The organism is Niabella soli DSM 19437, assembly GCF_000243115.2.
Classification (GTDB): domain Bacteria; phylum Bacteroidota; class Bacteroidia; order Chitinophagales; family Chitinophagaceae; genus Niabella; species Niabella soli.
The window spans coordinates 4,653,286-4,674,636 of the sequence record NZ_CP007035.1 but is presented as its reverse complement, the minus strand read 5'-3'; the positions used below and the strand labels follow the sequence as shown (position 1 = coordinate 4,674,636).

At 45.4% G+C, this 21,351-nt stretch carries 21 protein-coding genes; 12 read left to right on the top strand and 9 right to left on the bottom strand.

The window, feature by feature from the left end:
* The first annotated feature begins 328 nt into the window (after positions 1–328).
* The 3 genes from NIASO_RS19445 to NIASO_RS19435 all read left to right on the top strand — a co-directional run bounded on the left by NIASO_RS19445 (position 329) and on the right by NIASO_RS19435 (position 3,127).
* A complete protein-coding gene (locus tag NIASO_RS19445; protein ID WP_008582430.1) occupies positions 329–790 on the top strand; it encodes a hypothetical protein in 462 nt (153 codons plus the stop codon).
* Positions 791–948: 158 nt separating this feature from the next.
* Positions 949–2,538, top strand: a complete 1,590-nt coding sequence (locus NIASO_RS19440) for an ABC-F family ATP-binding cassette domain-containing protein (RefSeq protein WP_008582432.1) — start codon at positions 949–951, stop codon at positions 2,536–2,538.
* 34 nt (positions 2,539–2,572) lie between these two features.
* Positions 2,573–3,127, top strand: coding sequence for an NADPH-dependent FMN reductase (locus NIASO_RS19435; protein ID WP_008582434.1), 555 nt, complete (start codon positions 2,573–2,575; stop codon positions 3,125–3,127).
* Positions 3,128–3,663: 536 nt separating this feature from the next.
* Here the strand turns inward: NIASO_RS19435 and NIASO_RS19430 are convergent.
* From NIASO_RS19430 to NIASO_RS19415, 4 genes are all read right to left on the bottom strand, one after another.
* Positions 3,664–4,059, bottom strand: coding sequence for a hypothetical protein (locus NIASO_RS19430; protein ID WP_157547277.1), 396 nt, complete (start codon positions 4,057–4,059; stop codon positions 3,664–3,666).
* Positions 4,060–4,207: 148 nt separating this feature from the next.
* A complete protein-coding gene (locus NIASO_RS19425; protein WP_008582438.1) occupies positions 4,208–4,840 on the bottom strand; it encodes a DNA-3-methyladenine glycosylase family protein in 633 nt (210 codons plus the stop codon).
* Between the two features lie 9 nt (positions 4,841–4,849).
* On the bottom strand, positions 4,850–5,341 hold the full coding sequence (locus NIASO_RS19420; RefSeq protein WP_008582439.1) for a methylated-DNA--[protein]-cysteine S-methyltransferase: 492 nt from the start codon (positions 5,339–5,341) through the stop codon (positions 4,850–4,852).
* A gap of 4 nt (positions 5,342–5,345) precedes the next feature.
* A complete protein-coding gene (locus NIASO_RS19415; protein WP_008582441.1) occupies positions 5,346–6,185 on the bottom strand; it encodes an aldo/keto reductase in 840 nt (279 codons plus the stop codon).
* Between the two features lie 535 nt (positions 6,186–6,720).
* On the opposite strand from NIASO_RS19415, the gene NIASO_RS19410 reads away from it, so the two are divergent.
* The 5 genes from NIASO_RS19410 (at position 6,721) to NIASO_RS19390 (ending at position 11,784) form a co-directional block, all read left to right on the top strand.
* Positions 6,721–7,074, top strand: coding sequence for a hypothetical protein (locus NIASO_RS19410; protein ID WP_157547275.1), 354 nt, complete (start codon positions 6,721–6,723; stop codon positions 7,072–7,074).
* 121 nt (positions 7,075–7,195) lie between these two features.
* On the top strand, positions 7,196–8,056 hold the full coding sequence (locus NIASO_RS19405) for a DUF3347 domain-containing protein (protein WP_025299167.1): 861 nt from the start codon (positions 7,196–7,198) through the stop codon (positions 8,054–8,056).
* A 148-nt stretch (positions 8,057–8,204) separates the two neighbouring features.
* A complete protein-coding gene (locus NIASO_RS19400) occupies positions 8,205–10,463 on the top strand; it encodes a multicopper oxidase family protein (protein ID WP_008582446.1) in 2,259 nt (752 codons plus the stop codon).
* A gap of 104 nt (positions 10,464–10,567) precedes the next feature.
* Positions 10,568–10,999: a hypothetical protein gene (locus NIASO_RS19395; protein ID WP_008582448.1), complete on the top strand. Its 432-nt coding sequence runs from the start codon at positions 10,568–10,570 to the stop codon at positions 10,997–10,999.
* A gap of 113 nt (positions 11,000–11,112) precedes the next feature.
* Positions 11,113–11,784: a YceI family protein gene (locus NIASO_RS19390; RefSeq protein ID WP_008582450.1), complete on the top strand. Its 672-nt coding sequence runs from the start codon at positions 11,113–11,115 to the stop codon at positions 11,782–11,784.
* A 455-nt stretch (positions 11,785–12,239) separates the two neighbouring features.
* Here the strand turns inward: NIASO_RS19390 and rpsA are convergent, their stop codons facing one another.
* A complete protein-coding gene (gene rpsA / locus NIASO_RS19385; protein WP_008582453.1) occupies positions 12,240–14,168 on the bottom strand; it encodes a 30S ribosomal protein S1 in 1,929 nt (642 codons plus the stop codon).
* Between the two features lie 336 nt (positions 14,169–14,504).
* Here rpsA and NIASO_RS19380 point away from each other — a divergent pair, with 336 nt between their 5' ends.
* Complete coding sequence (locus tag NIASO_RS19380) at positions 14,505–14,807, top strand: hypothetical protein (protein WP_008582454.1); 303 nt, start codon at positions 14,505–14,507, stop codon at positions 14,805–14,807.
* A gap of 200 nt (positions 14,808–15,007) precedes the next feature.
* Here the strand turns inward: NIASO_RS19380 and NIASO_RS19375 are convergent, their stop codons facing one another.
* Together NIASO_RS19375 and NIASO_RS19370 are read right to left on the bottom strand one after the other, a co-directional pair.
* Positions 15,008–15,472, bottom strand: coding sequence for a DUF983 domain-containing protein (locus tag NIASO_RS19375; RefSeq protein WP_008582456.1), 465 nt, complete (start codon positions 15,470–15,472; stop codon positions 15,008–15,010).
* A 97-nt stretch (positions 15,473–15,569) separates the two neighbouring features.
* Positions 15,570–17,420, bottom strand: a complete 1,851-nt coding sequence (locus NIASO_RS19370) for a M1 family metallopeptidase (RefSeq protein WP_008582458.1) — start codon at positions 17,418–17,420, stop codon at positions 15,570–15,572.
* Positions 17,421–17,592: 172 nt separating this feature from the next.
* Here NIASO_RS19370 and NIASO_RS19845 point away from each other — a divergent pair, with 172 nt between their 5' ends.
* Positions 17,593–18,069, top strand: coding sequence for a hypothetical protein (locus NIASO_RS19845; protein ID WP_008582460.1), 477 nt, complete (start codon positions 17,593–17,595; stop codon positions 18,067–18,069).
* An 82-nt stretch (positions 18,070–18,151) separates the two neighbouring features.
* Here NIASO_RS19845 and NIASO_RS19360 read toward each other — a convergent pair whose 3' ends face one another.
* Together NIASO_RS19360 and NIASO_RS19355 are read right to left on the bottom strand one after the other, a co-directional pair.
* Entirely contained in the window at positions 18,152–18,436 is a 285-nt protein-coding gene (locus NIASO_RS19360; RefSeq protein ID WP_008582463.1) for a chaperone modulator CbpM, read from the bottom strand.
* Positions 18,437–18,438: 2 nt separating this feature from the next.
* Positions 18,439–19,359, bottom strand: a complete 921-nt coding sequence (locus tag NIASO_RS19355; protein ID WP_008582464.1) for a DnaJ C-terminal domain-containing protein — start codon at positions 19,357–19,359, stop codon at positions 18,439–18,441.
* A gap of 169 nt (positions 19,360–19,528) precedes the next feature.
* On the opposite strand from NIASO_RS19355, the gene ung reads away from it, so the two are divergent.
* Both ung and NIASO_RS19345 read left to right on the top strand, forming a co-directional pair.
* The gene (ung, locus tag NIASO_RS19350; protein ID WP_025299166.1) at positions 19,529–20,206 is read left to right on the top strand and encodes a uracil-DNA glycosylase; all 678 of its coding nucleotides are present in this window, start codon (positions 19,529–19,531) and stop codon (positions 20,204–20,206) included.
* Between the two features lie 90 nt (positions 20,207–20,296).
* Positions 20,297–21,337: a quinone-dependent dihydroorotate dehydrogenase gene (locus NIASO_RS19345; protein ID WP_008582468.1), complete on the top strand. Its 1,041-nt coding sequence runs from the start codon at positions 20,297–20,299 to the stop codon at positions 21,335–21,337.
* The last annotated feature ends 14 nt before the right edge of the window (positions 21,338–21,351 follow it).

The window sequence follows — 21,351 nt, the reverse complement described above, 5'->3', positions numbered from 1 at the left end:
ATTGCCACTGAAGCACAGAAACACTGAGAACTGCGGGGCGACTAAGAAGTATTTATCAGCAGGGAAGGCGGTGATGCGGTAAACCCGACACAGTTGCAGAACAACACTTTCCCGTATTTCCGGCTTCCCGGCTATTGACTTGCATAAATGATATAAGCTGTAACTTAGCAATCCCGCGCTCTGCGAGGCTTTCAGCTTCGCAGTCTTATTATATCGCCTGTGGCGATTCAAATAGAATGGTGTAAGAAATAAACAACCTTCACAGAATCAACATACAGAATATAATTTGTAATTTTAGTTACCTTCCATTTTTTAACTAAACGCCATTATGAAGCCTCTTACCCGTACGATTATCAAAGCCGGCATACTCGCCGGCACGCTGGATATCAGTGCCGCTTTTTTGCATTTTTATATTGTTACCGGAAGGAATCCTTTATTTGTGCTGCAATACATTGCCAGCGGTCTTGCCGGTAAAAGCGCTTTTGAGTCGCAGGCGCCCATGTACCTGCTGGGGCTTTTGCTTCATTACTGCATCGCGATACTTTTTACCCTGTTCTTCTTTTTCATTTATCCTAAAGTAGGCCTGCTCCATAAAAACAAATGGATCACCGCTGTGTTGTACGGCAGTTTTGTTTGGTGTGTCATGAACCTTGTGATCGTACCCCTATCACAGATCGGCACGTTCCCGTCAAAGCCATCAAGCATCGCAACCAGTCTCCTTATCCTGATCCTTTGCATCGGCTTACCGCTTTCGGTTGCAGCGAACCGTTATTATAAACCTCAAAAATAGCTTTAGCGTAATGACAGAGTCGGGCAGGTCTCTGGCCATTATTAAAAAAAATCGTACCTTTGCAGTCGATTTTTCATTTAAACACTATCCGATGAAGCAAATAATTTCTTTTAGAATGAGACAAAACATTGCTCAAACCCTGTTTAACAAAAGAAATTATGCTTACGCTTCAAAATATCAGCTACCAGCACCCCAACAAAGAATTACTCTTTGAAAATATTCACTACACCCTTAATCCATCGGAAAAGACAGCCCTGATCGGTAACAATGGTGCAGGCAAATCCACTTTATTAAAAATAATAGCCGGGCAGTTACAACCCACGTCAGGAGCGGTTTGTACTGATGTAGCGGTCTATCATATCCCTCAGCATTTCGGACAATATAATGAACAGACAATTGCCCGGGCACTGCAGATCGATAAGAAACTGGTGGCATTGCATGCTATACTTACCGGCGATGTCAGCGAATCGAATATAGATGCCTTGAACGAAGACTGGACGATTGAAGAAAGAGCGCAGAAGGCGCTTTCCGCCTGGGGGCTGCAACTGTCCGATCTTAGTCATCCAATGGCTGCTCTCAGCGGAGGCGAAAAAACAAAGGTATTTCTTGCCGGGATGGCGATTCATCAACCTGACATTGTTCTTATGGATGAGCCCAGCAATCATCTGGATAGCCGCAGCCGTAAATTACTGTATGATTCGATCCAATCTGCTAAAGAAACAATGCTTATCGTAAGTCATGACCGGACGCTTTTAAACCTGCTCCCGTTTACCTGTGATTTGAGCCGGCAAGGGTTAAAACTATACGGAGGCAATTATGATTTTTATATTAAACAAAAACAGGCCGCCGACGATGCTTTATTGCAAAAGATACAATCACAGGAAAAAGACCTGAGGAAAGCCAGGGCCACTGAGCGCGAGGCCATCGAACGCAAGCAAAAGCTGGATGCAAGAGGACGCAAAAAACAGGATAAGGCAGGCGTTCCCACGATTATGCTGAATACCCTGCGCAGCAATGCTGAAAAAAGCACTTCAAAACTGAGGAATACACATTCGGAAAAAATCAGCACCCTTTCCGAAGCGTTGCAACAATCGCGGGCGGACCAGGAGGCGCTTGCTCAAATGAAACTCAACCTGGACAACTCTTTATTACACCGGGGAAAAATATTAGTAACGGCAACGGGAATAAATATCCGGCACCATCAGCAGCCGTTGTGGGAACGGCCGGTTACTTTCCAGGTGCAAAGTGGAGAGCGGGTGACAATAAAGGGTGATAACGGGTCGGGCAAGACCACTTTAATCAAAGTGATGCTGGGGCAACAGGCCCCCGACAGCGGCCAGGTGTACCGGGCAGCTTTCAATTCGGTATATATCGACCAGGATTATTCCCTTATCAATCCCCGGCTGACAGTGTATGAGCAAGCACAGCAATTCAACACGGATGGTTTAACTGAACATGAAATAAAAATACGGCTGACCCGCTTTCTTTTTTCAAAAACCCAATGGGATACTCCCTGCAGTCGCTTAAGCGGCGGTGAAAAAATGCGCTTATTGCTATGCTGCCTGATGATTCGTTCGCAGGCTCCGGATATGCTGGTGCTGGATGAGCCTACAAATAACCTGGATATTCAGAATGTGGAAATATTGCTGCAGGCAATCAACAATTATGAAGGCACTGTTATTGTTGTTTCACATGATAGTAATTTTTTAGATACACTGGGCCCCACAAAAGTCATTGAATTGGGTTAACTTTAGCCAATTAACTATACGAGCGTCATTAATAATGAATATACTTATTTTAAACGGTTCACTGGACAGAAGAGAAGCTTCCACCCCTGGAAAACTAACCGCCTATTTTAAAGAGCACCTGGAAGCGCTGGGCGCACAGGCAACCATTTTCAACCTGGTGGAATCCGGCATTCCCCTATTCGATTATACGCTGAGTAAAACACCGAAAGGAGTGGAAGTGATGCTGAATCATTTTAGACATGCCGACGCACATATCTGGTTAACGCCGTTATACCACGGAAGCTTAACGGGAGTGATGAAGAATTGCCTGGATTGGCTGGAGCTGAGTTCCCGGGAAGAAAAGCCCTACCTGATCGATAAACTGATCGGGCTGGTGTGCTGGGCAGATGGCGGACAGGCGATGCAGGGTATCAATGCGATGGATGCTGTGGCAAAAGCGTTGAGGGCCTGGCCCGTCCCCTTTAGCGTACCTATTGTACGCAATGCACTGTTTACCGGCCCCGACTATACAGAAATTTCCCAAGAGTATAAGAATAAATTCAATCTACTTACCGGCATTATTACCTCAAAGAAAGTCGTTACAATCTGAGGCCGTTTAAATTTCAATTAGTTAAAAAACGAGCACTACCGGATTAAAAATAATAAGAGATTGAGATCCATCAGGCATAAAGCCATTACCATATTCTTAATGACTAAATATGCGCCAACGGTGTATTAGATTTGTGTCCCTTTTTATACAAGAGAGACTACCGGATATTTCATTCGTGCATTCTGTACAACTAAATCGCTTAAACTAATTTTAAATCCCGTCCGTGTCGTCGGGGCGGGCACATAGGAGCAGTAGGGGTCATAGTGTTTAAGGTAACATGGATTAGCGATGACTAAAAAAAAATTTGGCCCGCAGATTCACGCAGACCCGCGCCGGCGGCGCGGCGCAGATCACACTTCCTTCTTCTGCGAAAGTCTGCGAAATCCGCGGGAGATCTCTTTGGGCTGCCAATCGGCGCGAGTCATTTTCGTTGTGTCCTTAAATCACGCTGCAATGCAGAACGATGGAACGGTGTCCGCCTCTGGAGGATTCGCGGCAACCTGACGCGCCGCCTCATTCACGTCCAGACTCACATTCTAATCGAATAAGATCTGATAAAAGATCCGAGCGGCAGATAAAAAGAAAATGATCCTTGCAATGATTTTAATTACTCCTTTGTTCCTGTCAATAAACCGGACGGGCTGCTGGTACAGTGTGTTTTTGTCATAATCGCCTTGAAAACGCGTCAGCAGGTTGATAACGCCATCCACGGCAAGCACCACGAAAAAATTTAAAACAAACAATATAAAAAGGATTTCAAAAACTCCGAAAAAGAACTGCTGAGCTGCCTCTTCATCAATAGAAGTCATTTTTGATATGCCCAATGCCATAAGCGAACACAGAAACAACAACAGCATTGAAGCTCCAATGCCGATGCCGTTTATGATCAGTAATTTTTTTCTTGTATAGCGCTTCGGTGCCCTAAAAAGCAAAAAGGCATTTATTGCCAGAACTAAAATATATACAATTATATTTATCATGTATAGTCAACACACTTAAAAGAGCAAAGTAACGGCTTTTTCCTCTTGCCTTTATAACACCGGTGCTCTTTTTTTGGAAGAGCGTGTGGATGCCGCGCTCTTACTGGCTTTTTCGCCGCTCCGACAAATAATGATGCCATAAGATCATAGTGGCGATTGTTCGATAGGGCATCCATTCTTCTGCAATAGCTATTAACGCCTCTCTGGGTGTGGCAGCAGCTAACGTTTTTAATTGCTTTAATGCATTTACCGCCGCAAGATCCCCCGAAGGAAAAATATCGGTGCGTTGTAACACAAACATCAGGTATACATCCACCGTCCAGTTCCCGATCCCTTTGAAGGTTGTCAGTTTCGCGCGAACCGCATTGTCAGTAAGCAATAGCATCGCATCCAGGTCAAGCTCCTTATCAGCAATGGCTTTTGCCAGCCCCCGGATATAAATCATTTTCTGTCTGCTCACATAACAGGCGCGCAGGGCCTGGTCATCCATCCTTAAAATTTTACCCGGCGTAATTCCACCAGTAAACTCCTGTAATTTTTTTAGAGCGGCCAGCGCAGAAGCCAGGGAAACCTGCTGTTCCAGTATAATATGCACCAGCGACTCAAAGCTATTCGGCCGGGTCCACATAGGCGGAGGTCCATAAGCATTCAGAACAGCCGCCAGGTGTTTATCCTTTTTTGCCAGTTGTTTGCAGATCCGTTTAAAATTTTTATCAGAAAAAGTTTGTATCATGAAGGGTCGCTACCACAAAGCGAGCTGCTGTTTCGGATTTTCAAGATCCAGTAAATAAATTTTATTCGCTACCCCGCCGCCAAAGCCTACCATTTTCCCGTCGCTGCCTACCACCCTGTGACAGGGAACGATGATCGGGATCGGATTTTTATTCAAGGCGCCGCCCACCGCCCGCACTGTTTTTATATCCCCCACTCTTTTGGCCATTTCGCCATAGCTAATGGTTTGCCCAAAGGGTATATCCAATAATAACTCCCAAACCCGTTTCTGAAAATCAGTTCCAATAAATTTCAGGGGCAGCTCAAATTGTTGTCTTTTACCGGCAAAATAGGCAGCAAGTTGCTCTTCTGTTCTTACCAGTACCGGATGTGCGGCGTCTTGAATCAGCCCTTCTGCATCATCAAAGGGTTTCCACAGCACACCAATAAGATGCTTCCCATCCGTGATCAGACGTAAAGGCCCTGTTGGGGACGTTATCTCTTTATATACATATTGCGTCATGCAGTTAAAAGTCTACCTTATCAGGATCCAGGCCCGACCATCCTTCATTTTTCAACGCGTTCATCTTATTCATATCCGCGGCATCTATGGTAAACCCATCCACCTCAAAATTGGATTTTATATAGGCAGGCGTTACCGATTTCGGCAGGGGAAGCACCTCCTGTTGTAAACAAAATTTAATGCAAAGCTGTGCCACGCCCACCTTATATTTTGCGGCAATTTCTTTCAATAATTGATTGTCGAGCAAGCGGCCGGATCCTATCGGGCTCCAGGCTTCCACCAACGTTTTTTCGTTCTTGCACCAGGCTACCACATCATCCTGGGTATGTCCCGGATGGTATTCGATCTGGTTCACCATCGGAAAGATTTCAGCCGTTTCTTTTAATGCATCCAGGTGCTTTACCATAAAGTTGCACACCCCGATCGCTTTTACCCGCCCTTGCCGGTACAGTGCTTCAAAAGCTTTCCAGGTGTCTGCATTAATATTTTTCCAGTTGTCGAATTGTTTGCTGTTTGCCGGCCAGTGTACCAGGTACAGATCCAGGTAATCGGTCTGCAATAATTGAAGCGATCGTTCAAAAGCCCCGAGGGTTGCGTCGTAGCCCCTGTCGGTATTCCAAAGTTTGGTGGTGAGAAAGATATCTTTTCGTTGCAGGGTACTTTCGCTGATGGCCGTGCCCACGCCCGCTTCATTTTTGTAGGCGGCTGCGGTATCAATATGCCGGTAGCCGTCCGCTAACGCAGCAGTCACCGCATCAACTACCGGTTTTCCATCCCGGATCTGCCAGGTGCCAAAACCGATAGCGGGGATCGGCAATCCGTTATTTAAAATAAAGTCGTTCATTGTGTTTATTTTTTTTGATGGGTAAATTTACGAACAAGGCGTTTATATCTTTAAACTCAAACAGGTTTTAAAGCAAAAGGTTATATAAAAAGAATTTTGGCCCGCAGATTCACGCATCCCGATAAATCGGGAGCCATCGGCGCGGCGCGACCTACACTTCCATCTTCTGCGAAAATCCGCGACGTCTGCGAGCGATCATTGCAAAATAATTTTTGGCTCGCTGATTTGCGCAGATCGTTCGTATAGCGTTCATCCGCGAAAATCCGCAGGAAACCTTTCTGGCCGCAGATCTGCGCGGATCATTTCGTTGCATTTTTAAATCATGCTGAAACCCCAAATAATGGAATTAGTGATCCGTTTACTGATTCCAACGCAATCATTGTTACACAATTAAGATATTCTCTTACAAATTTTTCATTATCCTTAACAATCTGTTATTTATCGGATGGGGCCAGATAAATCCTGCCTTTTTTTTGATTCCACCCGCCGGTTGTTATACCTTTGCCGCATGTTACTGTCGCGTTTTACAGGGCTCATGTTATTTTTCCTCGGAATCTTTCTGATACCGGCGGGAACGGCACAAGCCTGTGAAATGCACCAGCAAACCGCCAAAGCCGCAAAGGAAAACAAAGACCAACCCGGCACAGATAAAAAGATGGATTGCTGTAAACAGCATTCGGCAAAGCACCAGCATAAAAAAGGAAATTGCGATGATAATAATTGCACCAACAATAATTGTCATCCCATGTCCGTTTCCAGCCTGCATGTGGCAACTTCAATCGAAGTGGCGCCTCCTTTAAAAGCGGGTAAGGCGTATGTTATAAAACCTAATGATCACCAACTTACAGCCTACAGTTACACCATCTGGCAGCCTCCGCGGGCAAGTTAATCAGTTCCATGGGCAGCCTATGCCCTTTATTTTTACCTGGTATGATCTATACCAGGAAATCAACCCGTACAGTATGCATGCCTGTTGTGCATACATCATTCACCTGATTAATTATAACGTCATGACAACAATAAAAAAATACCTGTTAACAGTATTGATCGGTCTGTCCGCTGTTTCAATAGTTGCGGCAACTCCAATAAAAAATGCAGCAACCGCAACCGTAACTATACAAGGCAGCTCTGCAGATTGTAAAAAGATGATTGAAGCAGCGGGCACCGAAAAACAAGTTTCGTTGCTCTCCTGGAACCCGCAAACAAAACAAGGTCAGTTAACTTATAACAGTAAAATAACCAGCCCCGAAGCTATCTTAAAACGGGTAGCGCTGGCCGGTTTCGATAACGAGGCGTACAATGCCCCTGTTTCCGTTTACAACGCCCTCAGCAAGAAATGCCAGTACAAAGGAGCTATAAACGCAAGGCCACAATCCGAATCGGCCCCGGCAGATCCTGCTCATATGGAACAAGATGCGGCTCCTTCGCAAACAGCCCCGGTAGCGGCCTCCAGGCTTGAGCCATTATATAAAGCCTATTTCGCTGTTGGCGACGCCCTGTTGGCATCCGATGCAAGAGCAACCGCTCAAAAAGCGACTGAGCTTAGCAACGCAGTGACCGCAGTAAAAATGGAGGAGCTGGAGCATAAAGAGCATATGGCCTGGATGGAGGTAATGAATGCGCTTACAAAAGAAGTAACCGCTTTGAAAACAGCATCAGGGATCGAAAAGCAAAGAACGGCCTATGCGGCTTTGAGCAATGCCATGTATCAATTAATGAAGACGTCAAAATCATCATACAAGATCTATTATAATGAATGCCCGATGTTCAATAGTGGCGCCCATTGGCTCAGCAAAAATGAAACGATCCGCAACCCTTTCTACGGCGCAAAAATGCTTAGCTGTGGTTCAACAAAAGCAGTGATTGAGTAAGAGCCCGGTTAAAAATTAAGTTACAAATTTTATATACTGATTTTCCCGCTTAGCAATACCCCGGGTTGATCAGCAATTGGCAGCGGGAGCTGCGGGAACCTTAGTCATAAAATACAATTCTTAAACGAGCGTCAAGATATACATATCAATGAAAAATTATAAACACGTATTGTTGCTGTTATTATTGTGGGGAGCAGTTGCAGCAACTACAACGGCACAACAGCTCAGGCGCTATGATCTTTATGTAAGAGACACCATGGTGCACTATTCGGGCAAACACAAAATGGCCATATCAGTGAACGGGCAGATCCCCATGCCCACCCTGGAATTTACCGAAGGCGATACGGCTGAAATTGTGGTGCACAACCAGCTCAAAGAGCCTACGGCGCTGCATTGGCACGGCATCTTCCTTCCCAATAAAGAAGACGGCGTGCCCTATTTGACCCAGATGCCTATTGAACCCGGCACTACTTATACCTATCGTTTCCCCATTATCCAGAATGGTACCTATTGGTATCACAGTCACTTCGGGTTCCAGGAACAGATCGGCATGTACGGGTCCATGATCTTAAAGAAAAAAAAGGGCGACCTCACATTCAGGAAAGGAATTGATGACCTGCCGAGCATACCGGTGATGCTGAGCGACTGGACCGACATCATGCCCCACCAGATCCACCGGATGCTGCGCAATGGCAATGATTGGGCCGGCATAAAAAAAGGCGCGGTACAGAGTTACGGCGAAGCCATAAAAGCAGGTCATTTTGGCACTAAACTTACCAACGAATGGAAGCGGATGAAAGCCATGGACGTGAGTGATGTTTATTATGACAAAGTATTGATCAATGGCGCAGAAGAAAGTCAACTGACACAATTTAAAGCAGGGGATAAAGTGCGTTTACAGATCTCCAATGGCGGTGCTTCCTCTTATTTCTGGATCAATTATGCCGGAGGAAAAATGACGGTTGTGGGCAATGACGGTAATGATGTGGAACCGGTACCCGTAGATCGTTTTATAATAGCCCCTTCGGAAACGATGGACATCGTGGTTAAGATTCCTGAAAACGGAATTTCCTATGAGCTGCTGGCCACCACTGAAGACCGGGTTAACACTTCTTCGTTGTTTATCGGCTCCGGAAAAAAACAACTGGCCACGCATTGGGACCGGCTGAAGTATTTTGAGGGAATGAAAATGATGAACGATATGATGCGCATGGACGGAAGCATGAAAGAGATGGAAGGGCATAAGATGAGCCTTCAGAAAATGGATATGAATACGGTGATGTACCCGGAAATAACAGGGCCTGGAGGAACAAAGCAGGAGCAAAGCGGGAAATCCGCAACCCATGATCATGCTGCGATGCAGGAACATAGCGGCATGCAAATGAATATGCCTCCCGCAATAGTCACCTTAAATTATAATATGCTGAAAGCGCCGCAGCCAACCACCCTGCCCAAAAAGGCACCGGTAAAGGAGCTCAGCTTTACACTAACGGGCAACATGAACCGGTATGTGTGGAGCATGGATAACAGGGTGGTATCCGAGAGCGACAAGATCCTTATAAAAAAAGGAGAGATTGTCCGTATTAAATTATACAACGGGTCTATGATGCGGCACCCCATGCACCTGCACGGGCATGATTTCCGCGTGTTGAATGACAAGGGCGAATATGCCCCGTTAAAAAATGTGATCGATATCATGCCGATGGAAACAGACGTGATCGAGTTCGAAGCCAATGTAGAAGGCGATTGGTTTTTCCATTGCCATATTTTATATCATATGATGGCTGGTATGGGACGTATTTTCAGTTACGCTAATCAACCCGCCAATCCTCTGGTTCCCAATCCTCAAAAAGCAATAAAGAAAATTTATCGCGATGACCGGATGTTTTTCTTAAAAGCCGAAAATGAGTTTGCCTCCAATGGTAATTTTGGCGCCGCTGCACTGAACAATACACGCTGGTCCTTTGATGCCGAATGGAAACTGGGATACAACGCCGTTAACGGGCATGAATTGGAAGCCACTTTTGGCCGATACCTGGGGAGCATGCAATGGGCCCGTCCTTATGTAGGTGTTGAGTGGCGCTATAAAAAGGATGATCATCCTGAAAAAAATATGTTTGGACAAACTTTTTACCATGATGGTAAGATAGCTTACAGTGCGGGGATCGCCTATACCCTTCCTATGCTGGTCGTATTGCGCGCGCAGGTAGACACCAGGGGTATCTTTCGCCTCGTCTTAAACCGGGAAGACATTCCTTTAACCAGCAGGCTCCGGGGCGCTTTTTCTTTTGACACGCAAAAAGAATACATGGGCGGACTGCGCTATATTGTTACCCGGCATTTAAGTGTAGCAGCGAATTACACCACCAATTATGGTTTTGGCGGTGGCGTGGTGGTGACGTATTAATGAAGGGTGAAATGTCAATAGCGCGCGCCTTCTCTCTATTCACTATTGACCATTGACTATTGACCATTCTCTATTCACTTTTAACAACAATCAAAAAATACAAAATGAACCCTATCAAAAAAATAAGCATTCTTACGGCTCTCGTTTTATTTCTGGCAGCATGTAGCAGCAAAACAGAAAAACAGGGAAACAAAGCACCGGTCCCCGCTACAGCTTCAATAACAGAAACAGCTACACCGGTTGCCGGTAATTATAAAAAAGGAGATCCCGTACCACCCAACCTGGTTTGCATGGTTAATGATGCTTTTATGGGCAAAGAACAATTAGCCGTTCCCCTTAATGGGAAAACCTATTATGGTTGCTGCGAAATGTGCAAAAGCCGCATTCCCAATGATCCATCGGTACGCAAGGCAACCGATCCGCAATCGGGAAAAACAATAGACAAAGCCACCGCCTATATTGTAATGACCGGGGCGGAGGGTGCGGTAACCTATTTTGAAAATGAACAGAGTTATAAAAACTTTATAGAAAAGTAGTAAATAAAAGCTTGTAAGGCAATTGTTATAAAATTGCCATATTTGCTGTTTAAACATCGATTTATGTAATATCGGGCTACCTTTGCGGACATTTTAAAAAATAAAAATAATTTATGAAGCAAACAATTTCAATCCTTTCCCTGGCCGTATTGTTAGCAGCCTGTGGCGGAACATCCAGCGATTCGGCAAAAACGGAAGAAAAAAAAGAGGCGGCTGTTGCTGCCGGAAATGCTTACGTTATTGATACCGTAACTACAACGGTGGATTGGCGTGCCACCCATAAAGGCGGTTTGGCGCCCCGTTTTGGGATAATTAGTATAAATGACGGCACACTTACCGTTGACAACGGAGTGGTTACCGCCGGTAATTTCGTAATAAATCTGGCGGCCCTTAAAGTTGATACCGCTTCCGTAACAGAACCGGGTAAAAAAGCGGCCGACCTGGAAAACCATCTGAAAAGCCCCGATTTTTTTGATGTGGCAAAATACCCAACGGCCAAATTCGTGATCACCAAAGTAGCTCCTTACGACAGCACCCAGCAGAAAAGCCTGCTGCCCGGCGCTACCAACCTGATCAGCGGTAACCTTACCTTAAAAGACAGCACGTTGAATATTACCTTCCCTGCACAGATCATCATTGCAGGTAACGATGTTACAGCGCATGCAAAATTCACTATTGACCGCAGCGCCTGGGGCGTTCATTACAAAACCGAAGGAAGCCCTGAAAACTGGGCGATCAGTAAAGATGTAGAGCTCGGCTTTACACTTAAAGCCAACAAGAAATAATTTTTTATCCTTAAGAGAAAAGCCGCTCCTGCAACGAGCGGCTTTTTTGTATTGAACCGTATTTAACCGCAAAGACGCGGGGGCGCCAGGATTTTATTACCAACACCAGCTTCTCTAAAAAACTATTCCTCGCGTCATAGCGCCCTCACGGTTGAAATTTGTCACTGCAACGCCGCGTCCTTTTCACCGTCATCCGATAGCTATCGGATTCGAACCCGACGCCAGGAGGGTGAGAACAATTTCACCGAAGGTAAATCCCATTCTTTAACTACCAGATTTCTCCTCGCTTTCTTTCAGAAATGCTCATCGAAATGACGATGTTGGAACGCGAAGATTTTACTGCCGGAACAGCTTTCCAAAAATTTATTCCTCGCGCCATCGCGCCTTCGCGATTGAGTGCTAAAAAAAACCGCCTCAATTGAGACGGTTTTACGCTTATTAAAAACGGTTTCAGATTACTCGGATTTACCCGCGTTCTCTTCGTCCAGTTTCTTTTTAATATCTGCCAGTGCGCTTAAGTTACCCAAAGTAGGTTTCTCCACCTTGCTCTGAATATTCTTCACCGCTTTCTTGGTCTTTTCAACCTCGGCTCTTGCTTCTTTCTTACCGGCTTCTCTTTCATCATACGCGGCTTGTTCCCAAACACGCGCATGTGATAAAACGATGCGCTTTTCGTTGCGATCAAATTCGATCACTACAAAAGGAGCGGTATCGTCCAGGTTCAGCGATTTACCTTCCTGGGTAGCCAGGTGACGGTTAGGAGCAAATCCTTCCAGACCATAAGGCAACTGAACCGTAGCGCCTTTATCATCGCGGCGAACGATCGTACCATCATGTACACTGCCGATAGCAAAAGTATCCTGCAGTGTGTTCCAGGGATCTTCTTCCAGTTGTTTATGTCCTAACTGCAGTTTGCGGTTGTCTTTATCGATGCCTAAGATCACAACATCAATATGCTCACCCACTTTAGTGTACTCGTTAGGATGGTTGAAGCGTTTCAACCAGCTCAGGTCGCTGATGTGGATCATACCACCAATGCCAGGCGCTAATTCTACGAACACGCCATAGTTGGTAATATTCTTCACTTCACCGGAGTGACGGCTGCCTTCAGCAAATTTGATCTCGATATCGTTCCAGGGATCTTCTGTTAATTGCTTAATAGAAAGACTCATCTTACGGGTATCTTTATCCAATGTTACGATCTTCGCTTCGTGCTCATCGCCCAGTTTAAAGAAGTCTTTAGCATTTACAGGAGTGTTGGCCCATGTAATTTCACTTACGTGTACCAATCCTTCCACGCCCGGAGTGATTTCCAGGAATGCACCGTAGTCTTCAATATTCACCACTTTACCTTTAACGGTGTTGCCTTCTACAATACCTTCAGGCAGCACATCCCAGGGATGCGGCGTCAATTGTTTCAGACCCAGGCTGATACGTTTTTTCTCATCATCAAAGTCAAGCACCACCACATTGATCTTCTGATCAATTTTCAGTACTTCGTTCGGGTGAGAAATACGTCCCCATGAAATATCAGTAATGTACAGTAATCCGTCTAAGCCGCCCAGATCCATAAAGGCCCCGAAGTCGGTAATGTTCTTAACAGTTCCTTCCAGTACCTGACCTTTTTCCAGTTTACCGATGATCTCAGCACGTTGTGCTTCGATATCGCTTTCGATAAGCGCTTTGTGCGATACCACAGCATTCTTAATGGTTTCATTGATCTTAACCACTTTAAATTCCATGGTCTTACCAACAAACTGATCGTAGTCGGTAACAGGTTTAACGTCGATCTGAGAACCCGGCAGGAAGGTTTCCATACCAAATACATCAACGATCAAGCCGCCTTTAGTTTTAGAAGTAACGGTACCGGTAACCACTTCGCCTGTTTTGTTCACCTCCACAATGCGCTCCCATGCACGGGTAGTGCGGGCTTGTTTGCGGCTCAGGTTCAGGTGGCCATCGCGGTCTTCTTTTTCAACGATCATTACTTCCACTTCATCGCCGATCTTCAGACCCTGCAAATCGCGGAATTCGTTTAAAGAGATCAGACCATCACTTTTAAAACCGATGTTCAACACCACATCTGTATTCGTGATGCCCACAACGATACCGTTGATCAGTTCTCCGTCGTTCAATTGTACAAAAGTGTTTTCATACACTTTGTCGTACTTTTCTTTCTCTTCTTTTGTGTAAGAAGAAACATTGCGTTTGTCGATGCTCCAGTCGAAATCATCGTGGGCCGTCTCAACAGCAACAGGTGCTTCCGCGGGCGCGGCTACAGGTGCAGTAGTTGTCGCTGTAGCTGCTTCTGCTACCGGTTCGTCGGCAGCGCCTGCAGACTCCTGTGCATCAGCGTTTAATTGTTTAAAAAATAATTGAAACATAAATAAATCCGAAGGTTTTTAAATTCGGACTGCAAAAGTACGAAATCTAAGAGGAATGGCCTAATCTGTTTCATAAGCATAACTGACTGATTTTCATTTAGTCATCAGCAGTACGACCATCAGCCCCGTTGCGTCGCACACTTGTGCTGCAGTGCATATAGCGCTATTAACGAAAAACAGAGCAGTAATTCCTATTTCAGTGCTTCAAGCCCCATAACTGATTTTCACCACAAAGACGCCGAAAGCACCGAGTCATATCCAGTTTTCAACACAAGTTTGACTTACTTTGTAACTCAAAGTACTTTTCATATCTTTGAGTTATAAATTATTACCAAAATGAAAACAAAAACATTTGGGGTGGTTACTTCCCTGGCAATGGCAATAACTTTAATTGCAGCAGCACTCAGCATTATTGGCATTATCAGAACCGGGCTTTATCCGGCAATTATTATATTATGTCTACTGGGGCTGGTCCCAATTGCTTCCCGGCATTACGCTAAAAAAATGGCCAACAGGCCCAATGCTTTTCAGCGCAATTATTACATAACCGGCACCCTTATTAATTTGCTATCCATCCTGGTGGTGTTATGGATGAGTTTTGTAATCGTACATGACCGTGTCCTTCAGGACTGCTGCTGATCTTTACCAGCCAGTGTTCAGCTCTCTTTTTCTTTCAATTGCGCTTCGCTTGCTGCTTTTGTTGGTGTTACCCGTTGTGCTGACGATGGCCAGGGCTCCAATAAATCAATGACGCTTCCGGGCACTGGTATTTTTCTTTCACTCTTCCTCTGCTCAACACCAACGCTGGCAAAAAAAGGCCGGTTTAAAAAGGTTTTTTCTCAAGTACCCTTTTTCTTAACCCTTGTGGGCGCATTCACGTACCATTTACGATCGTACCTCGCAAAAAAGGAAAGCCAGATGCTGCGGGCCATGCGCATCAACACGGGTTGCAGGGCAATCAGGAACACTGCATTAAAAATCATCCAATAGATCCAGCGGTCATCATAAATGCTCAGCCCGATAATTACCCACCAGGCCACCAGGGTAGCCACACTTAGCGCCACGGTAAGGGCATAACTCACATAACCGGCTCCAAAATAAAAACCGGTTTCCAGCTCAAACGGCTGTTTGCAGGTAGGACACTCTTTGTGCATCCGCATGGTGGTTTTCAGTTTGTAAGGGTTGCGTACCTCAAACATGGGTGCTCTTCTGCAGCGCGGACATTTAGAGGCCACTACGTTCCAATAGCTTGGCACACGCTCTTTATCAGCAGTATTTTCAGTTGTTGTATTTAAGGATTCCATTGCGTTATTTTAAACCCGGTTTACCGGCATAAATTTCGCAAAAGTACCATTTTTTACGCTCAAATTGCAATAAGCGCTATAGCTGATTTTTTAGTTATTAGTATTTTAATTCAATTTTATTATTGGCGCGGTTCACATCCGCCATGCGCTGCGAAGGATCGATCTCCCCCACCGTTATATCCGCCAGCCGGTGGCTGGTTTCAACCGTATAATATTTATTGGTCCAGGGCCAGGGTTTATACGTGATCCATTTCGCAAAGGCATCACTTTCTTTTGGTTTGGCGCTATACATAAGATCCAGCGGCACATTGTGCATCTCTTTGGAACCGTCTTTAAACGTAAGAACAAAATCTACCGGCATGGGCATTAATCCATCATTACGTAACCGGATCTTTGTTTTGCCGCCTTCCTCCCAAAGACTGTCAATCGCATAATCAATTGTCTTGGTACTACTGATCCAGAATTCCTTATACCAGTCCAGTTTGGCGCCGCTTGTCTTCTCCGCCACGCGGATCAACGCATCCGCATTGGGATGTTTAAATTTCCATTGGTTATAATAGTTTAAAAAGATCCGGTCTCTTACCGGTGCGCCCACAATGTATCCCAACTGTTCCAGGAATATAGCGCCTTTTGAATAACTGGCTACGGAGTATGCCCTGTTGGTATTAAAATGATCTGCATGGGTGCTCAACGGCTCTTCCTTGCCGCTTTTAACGATGCTGAAATAACTTTTATATGAATCGCCTTGGGGGAATCTTGCCGTATCACCGTGCAGCCAGTTGGTAACACGGGCGTCGGCATAATTGGCGCTGCCCTCGTCCATCCAGGGATACATGCTTTCATTGGTTGCCAGCCTGCCATAAAACCATTCGTGCATCCACTCATGCAGCCAGGCGCCGGGACTGGCGAGCAAGGTAGCCATCGGGTATTCCATGCCGCCATCGCCGCCGGTTATAAATGAGTATTGTTTGTAGGGATAGGCTCCGAAGGTTTTTTCAATATAAGGAAGCGCCTTTGCGGCATTCGTCAGGATCTGCTCCCATTTCTCCGGGGTAGCTTTTGCCGGTTTGTATAAGAGATGCAGCGTAAGCCCGGCCCTTACTTTTTTGGTTTGATGTATAAAACCAGGATCCGCCGCCCACATAAAATCATGCACCTCCGGCGCTACAAATTTCCAGGTTAACCGGTCTCCGGCCGGCCGGTTCACTTTGGTTCCCGTTGCTTCATAACCATAGCCGATCTGATTCGCATTGGTCAGGTACCCCGTTCCACCGAGGATATAGTTTTTATCGATGGTTATATTTACTGAAAAATTGCCCCAAACTCCGTAGAACTCCCTGCCTACATAAGGTGTAGGATGCCAGCCTTCCCGGTCATATTCGCAGATCTTGGGGTACCACTGGCTCATGGAGTAGCGCACTTTTGTATCGGGGTTATCGCGGCCGCTCCGGCGGATCTGCAACGGTACCTGCGCCTCAAAATTCATATCAAAAGTCACTTTTTGTTTGGGAAGGATCGGTTTGCTCAGCCGTACAATTAGAATGGTACCTTGTACCTCATATTTTTGCGGCGCCCCATTCATCGTAAGTGATTGAACTTTCTGATAGCCGACCTCATCGGGTTTCAAATGGCTGATGCGATCTTTAACCCGGGGATCCCAATCAGGCTTATCGCCAAAAAAAATCGTCCCCTGCCGTTTACTGCGTTCATCCATCATGCTTCCCGGCTGAAAAGCGTTCCAATACAAATGGTAGAACACCCGGTCCAGCGTGTCCGGGGAATTATTCCAGTACTCTAACTTTTGTTTACCGGTGAAGCGGTTAGTGGTCACATTCATATCCACATCCATATGATAGTTTACCCGCTGCTGCCAGTAACAATCCTGTGCTTCCACCATTACACCAGCTAACAACAAGAAAAAAATCAAAAAATACTTAGGCTTACACATACTAAAAATTTAAATCCGCCGGAAAATAATCAAAAAAACGAAACAGCAGCGATCCGAAAGTAATAAAAGGCTTAAATGAGGGAACAACGGGTTCTGATACAACATTATTTTATCTCCGGGGCGTATTAAAATTTATTTCACGATTTTTGCTTTTCTGAAATCTTTGAAAAATATGAAAACGTTTGTTATCGCCCTTATCAGTTGCTGTACTTTTTTATTTAGTTGCAACAATACTACAACCAACGCATCGAAAGAACATACAACTATCAATACAGATAGTGTTCCCGTTCGGCCGGCTGCGTCACATGCCTGTTTTCAGTTCATTGCAAAGCAGGACACATTTGATATAAGCTATACCCGGAATGGCAATAGTATCACTGGAACCATGCGTTTTAACCACTTTGAAAAAGATAAAAGCACAGGGACTATTCATGGCGGGTTTAGCGCAGATACTTTAAAACTCTTTTATAACTTCCAGTCTGAAGGGGTCAACAGTGTTCGGCAGATCTATCTAAAACAGGTGGGGGATCAATTGATTACCGGTACCGGCGATGAATATATAAAGGCAGACAGCGCGCTGCTGAAAGATCCTTTAAAAATACAGTTTAATGGGATGGTTTATACAAAAGTGGATTGCGCAAAGGATTAAGCTGAACGCCCCAGGATGGGCGCATCAACTCTTAAAAAACGGATTAGTGATCAGACCAATGTATGCGTTCGCGTTATCGGATTCAGCGGCCCAGTTCATTTTTCAATCCCTTTATCTCATGTTGTAAGGCGTGCACCCGGTCCAGCAGGTGGGCAATGGCTTCCAATCCTTCCATATTAATATCCAGGTCATAGTGCATGTGCATATAACGCTCCAGGTTGCCCAGTTCTTCAAAGCCGATAAAAACGGCACTCTCCTCTTGCTTTAATTCGATCAGCCCATGTTCATTTAAAGACCGCACAAAGGAGGTTTCAATGCTGTAGTAGGAACAGCATTGTTCTACGGTTATCTGATTTGCAGGTTCCATAATTATTTTTTTTCGGCTGCGGCAGCCAATTCCCTGAATAATTCTTTTTCTTTTTCCGTCAGATTTTTCGGCATTTTTACCTGGTAGGTAACATAAAGGTCGCCAAATACGCCTTCTTTTTTGTATACCGGGAATCCTTTGCCTTTCAGACGCACTTTGGTCTCATTCTGCGTTTCAGGGGCAATGGTCAGTTTCACTTTACCATCCATGGTATCGATGGTCTCTTCACCCCCCAGTACCGCTTTATACAAATTCAACGGAACATTCAAATAAAGATCATTCCCTTTGCGAACATATTGCGTATCGTTATGAATAGTGAAGGTTATATATAAATCGCCATTGGGGCCGCCATTGATACCCGGAGAGCCATAGCCTGCGATCTTTATTTCCTGGCCATTTTCGATTCCCGCGGGCACGGTAATCCTGATATTCCTGCCATTTACCGTAAAGGTTTGCTGATGGGTCTTGTATGCTTCCGACAGATTGATCTGCAGTGAGGCACGATAGTCCTGCCCTTTAAACTTCGATTGCCGGCGCCCGGCGCCACCCCCCGAATTACCAAACATAGAAGAGAAGAAATCGGAAAAATCTCCCTCCTCACCGCCGCCATACGAATAGTATTCCCCACCGCCAAAGGGGTTGGCACTGCCCTGGCCTGAAGCCCTTTGCTGCTTTCGCGCTTCCTCAAATTGCTCTGCATGTTTCCAGTCTGCACCGTACTGATCATATTTTTTACGTTTTTCAGGGTCGCTTAAAACCTCGTTGGCTTCATTGATCTGCTGAAATAACTTCACGGCTTCTTTGTCATTGGGATTCAGATCGGGATGGTGTTTACGCGCCAGCTTCCGATAGGCTTTTTTGATGTCATCGGTGGATGCATCTTTATTTAATCCCAGGATTTTGTAGTAGTCTATATACTCCATTTAAATAAAATACACTTCAAGATAAGATATAAACAGAGAATTGCCAACAGAGAAAAAATTCCGGGATTCCTGAAGCATCTTTTTCTTTCAAAATCAACAGGGTGGCCAATTTCAATAAATATTTGTGAATAGGGCCGCTATGATTATTTTTACCCAAACTTTAGCAAGCATGGATGTAGCAATGGAACCTTCCTGGAAAAAAGAGCTGGCAACCGAATTCAATAAACCTTATTTTGAATCGCTGGTCAACCACCTGAAAACAGAAAAACAGGCAGGCAAGGTTATTTATCCTGCGGGGTCAAATATTTTTAATGCTTTCAATACCACTCCGTTTGACAAAGTAAAAGTATTACTGTTAGGGCAGGATCCTTATCACGGGCCGGGGCAGGCCCATGGATTATGTTTTTCCGTGCAAAGAGGCGTTCCGCCCCCACCCTCACTTGTAAATATTTATAAGGAATTACAGGATGATCTTGGCCTCCCGATACCCCGCACCGGCGACTTGACCTCCTGGGCACAGCAAGGCGTTTTCATGCTCAACGCTTCATTAACGGTAAGAGCCGGAGAACCCATGAGTCATGCAAAAATAGGCTGGGCAACCTTTACGGACGCTGTAATAAAAAAAGTATCGGATGACAAACAAAATGTCGTTTTCATTTTATGGGGCCGGTTTGCGCAGGAAAAAGCGTCCCTGATCGACGCTTCCAAACATTGCATCATCAAATCAGCCCATCCGTCGCCCTTATCGGCACATAACGGTTTCTTCAAAAGCAAACCCTTTTCAAAAACAAACGAATACCTTGTAGCGCATGGTATTGACCCGATCGATTGGAAGATTGAGGGCTAAATGCGGAACGCTTAACGCAAAGCGCTATTAACTATGAACCGTTGACTATTGACAATTAACTATTGCCCATCTTAAACTATATTTGCGCCTATGTACCAGTTGTTGCGCAAAATCTATTTCAACTTTGAGCCCGAACGGGCCCATTACATGGCCATGCGGCAACTTCAGTTGTTAACAAAAACCGCCGTGGGGAAAAAACTGGTGCAATCGATCACCCAACCGCCGTTAAAGGAAACCCGATTTTTAAACCTCCGGTTTAAAAATCCTGTGGGCTTAGGCGCCGGGTTCGATAAAAATGCAGTATTCCTGAATGAGCTGGAAGCGCTGGGCTTTGGCTTTGTAGAAATTGGCACCGTTACGCCCCTGCCGCAGGATGGCAATGAAAAGCCCCGCCTGTTTCGGTTGCCGGCGGATAAGGCATTGATCAACCGGATGGGATTTAATAACGAGGGGGCCGACGCTATTGCCCGGCGCCTGGAGGCATGGAGAGAGAGAAAAGCCGGCAGCAAAGATCCTTTCCCCTTAATCATTGGCGGCAATATTGGCAAAAACAAAATAACACCCAACGACAATGCTTGGGAGGATTACGCCACCTGCTTTAATAAGCTGCATCATTTTGTGGATTATTTTGTAGTGAACGTAAGCAGCCCCAACACACCCGGACTACGGGCGTTGCAGGACAAAGACGCACTAAGAAAAATATTGCTGAACCTGGCAATGATCAACAACGGCAAGGCTTTTGCCAAACCTGTGCTTTTGAAAATAGCGCCCGATCTGACAAAGGAGCAGGTGGACGATGTTATTGCACTGGCGCTTGAAATAAAACTGGACGGGCTGGTGGTGTCTAATACTACCATCGACCGGAGTAATTTAAACACGCCCGAAATGACCCTCGCTGCTATTGGCGCAGGCGGATTGAGTGGCAAACCCGTTCAATCCAAAAGCACGGCGCTGATTCAATACATAGCTGAACAAACAGATGGCCATATCCCCATTATTGGCTCGGGAGGTATTTTTACCAGTGAGGATGCCAAAGAAAAAATGGCCGCGGGAGCAGCGTTGGTTCAAATATGGACGGGGTTTATATACGAAGGACCTGCTATTGTAAAAAATATCTGCAAAAATCTATAACCCAAACAGTATGC

Excerpts from the sequence above, each read along its gene's own strand:
- NIASO_RS19445 (WP_008582430.1), top strand. The coding sequence starts at position 329 with ATGAAGCCTCTTACCCGTACGATTATCAAAGCCGGCATACTCGCCGGC.
- NIASO_RS19440 (WP_008582432.1), top strand. The coding sequence starts at position 949 with ATGCTTACGCTTCAAAATATCAGCTACCAGCACCCCAACAAAGAATTA.
- NIASO_RS19435 (WP_008582434.1), top strand. The coding sequence starts at position 2,573 with ATGAATATACTTATTTTAAACGGTTCACTGGACAGAAGAGAAGCTTCC.
- NIASO_RS19425 (WP_008582438.1), bottom strand. The coding sequence starts at position 4,840 with ATGATACAAACTTTTTCTGATAAAAATTTTAAACGGATCTGCAAACAA.
- NIASO_RS19420 (WP_008582439.1), bottom strand. The coding sequence starts at position 5,341 with ATGACGCAATATGTATATAAAGAGATAACGTCCCCAACAGGGCCTTTA.
- NIASO_RS19415 (WP_008582441.1), bottom strand. The coding sequence starts at position 6,185 with ATGAACGACTTTATTTTAAATAACGGATTGCCGATCCCCGCTATCGGT.
- NIASO_RS19410 (WP_157547275.1), top strand. The coding sequence starts at position 6,721 with ATGTTATTTTTCCTCGGAATCTTTCTGATACCGGCGGGAACGGCACAA.
- NIASO_RS19405 (WP_025299167.1), top strand. The coding sequence starts at position 7,196 with ATGACAACAATAAAAAAATACCTGTTAACAGTATTGATCGGTCTGTCC.
- NIASO_RS19400 (WP_008582446.1), top strand. The coding sequence starts at position 8,205 with ATGAAAAATTATAAACACGTATTGTTGCTGTTATTATTGTGGGGAGCA.
- NIASO_RS19395 (WP_008582448.1), top strand. The coding sequence starts at position 10,568 with ATGAACCCTATCAAAAAAATAAGCATTCTTACGGCTCTCGTTTTATTT.
- NIASO_RS19390 (WP_008582450.1), top strand. The coding sequence starts at position 11,113 with ATGAAGCAAACAATTTCAATCCTTTCCCTGGCCGTATTGTTAGCAGCC.
- rpsA (WP_008582453.1), bottom strand. The coding sequence starts at position 14,168 with ATGTTTCAATTATTTTTTAAACAATTAAACGCTGATGCACAGGAGTCT.
- NIASO_RS19380 (WP_008582454.1), top strand. The coding sequence starts at position 14,505 with ATGAAAACAAAAACATTTGGGGTGGTTACTTCCCTGGCAATGGCAATA.
- NIASO_RS19375 (WP_008582456.1), bottom strand. The coding sequence starts at position 15,472 with ATGGAATCCTTAAATACAACAACTGAAAATACTGCTGATAAAGAGCGT.
- NIASO_RS19370 (WP_008582458.1), bottom strand. The coding sequence starts at position 17,420 with ATGTGTAAGCCTAAGTATTTTTTGATTTTTTTCTTGTTGTTAGCTGGT.
- NIASO_RS19845 (WP_008582460.1), top strand. The coding sequence starts at position 17,593 with ATGAAAACGTTTGTTATCGCCCTTATCAGTTGCTGTACTTTTTTATTT.
- NIASO_RS19360 (WP_008582463.1), bottom strand. The coding sequence starts at position 18,436 with ATGGAACCTGCAAATCAGATAACCGTAGAACAATGCTGTTCCTACTAC.
- NIASO_RS19355 (WP_008582464.1), bottom strand. The coding sequence starts at position 19,359 with ATGGAGTATATAGACTACTACAAAATCCTGGGATTAAATAAAGATGCA.
- ung (WP_025299166.1), top strand. The coding sequence starts at position 19,529 with ATGGATGTAGCAATGGAACCTTCCTGGAAAAAAGAGCTGGCAACCGAA.
- NIASO_RS19345 (WP_008582468.1), top strand. The coding sequence starts at position 20,297 with ATGTACCAGTTGTTGCGCAAAATCTATTTCAACTTTGAGCCCGAACGG.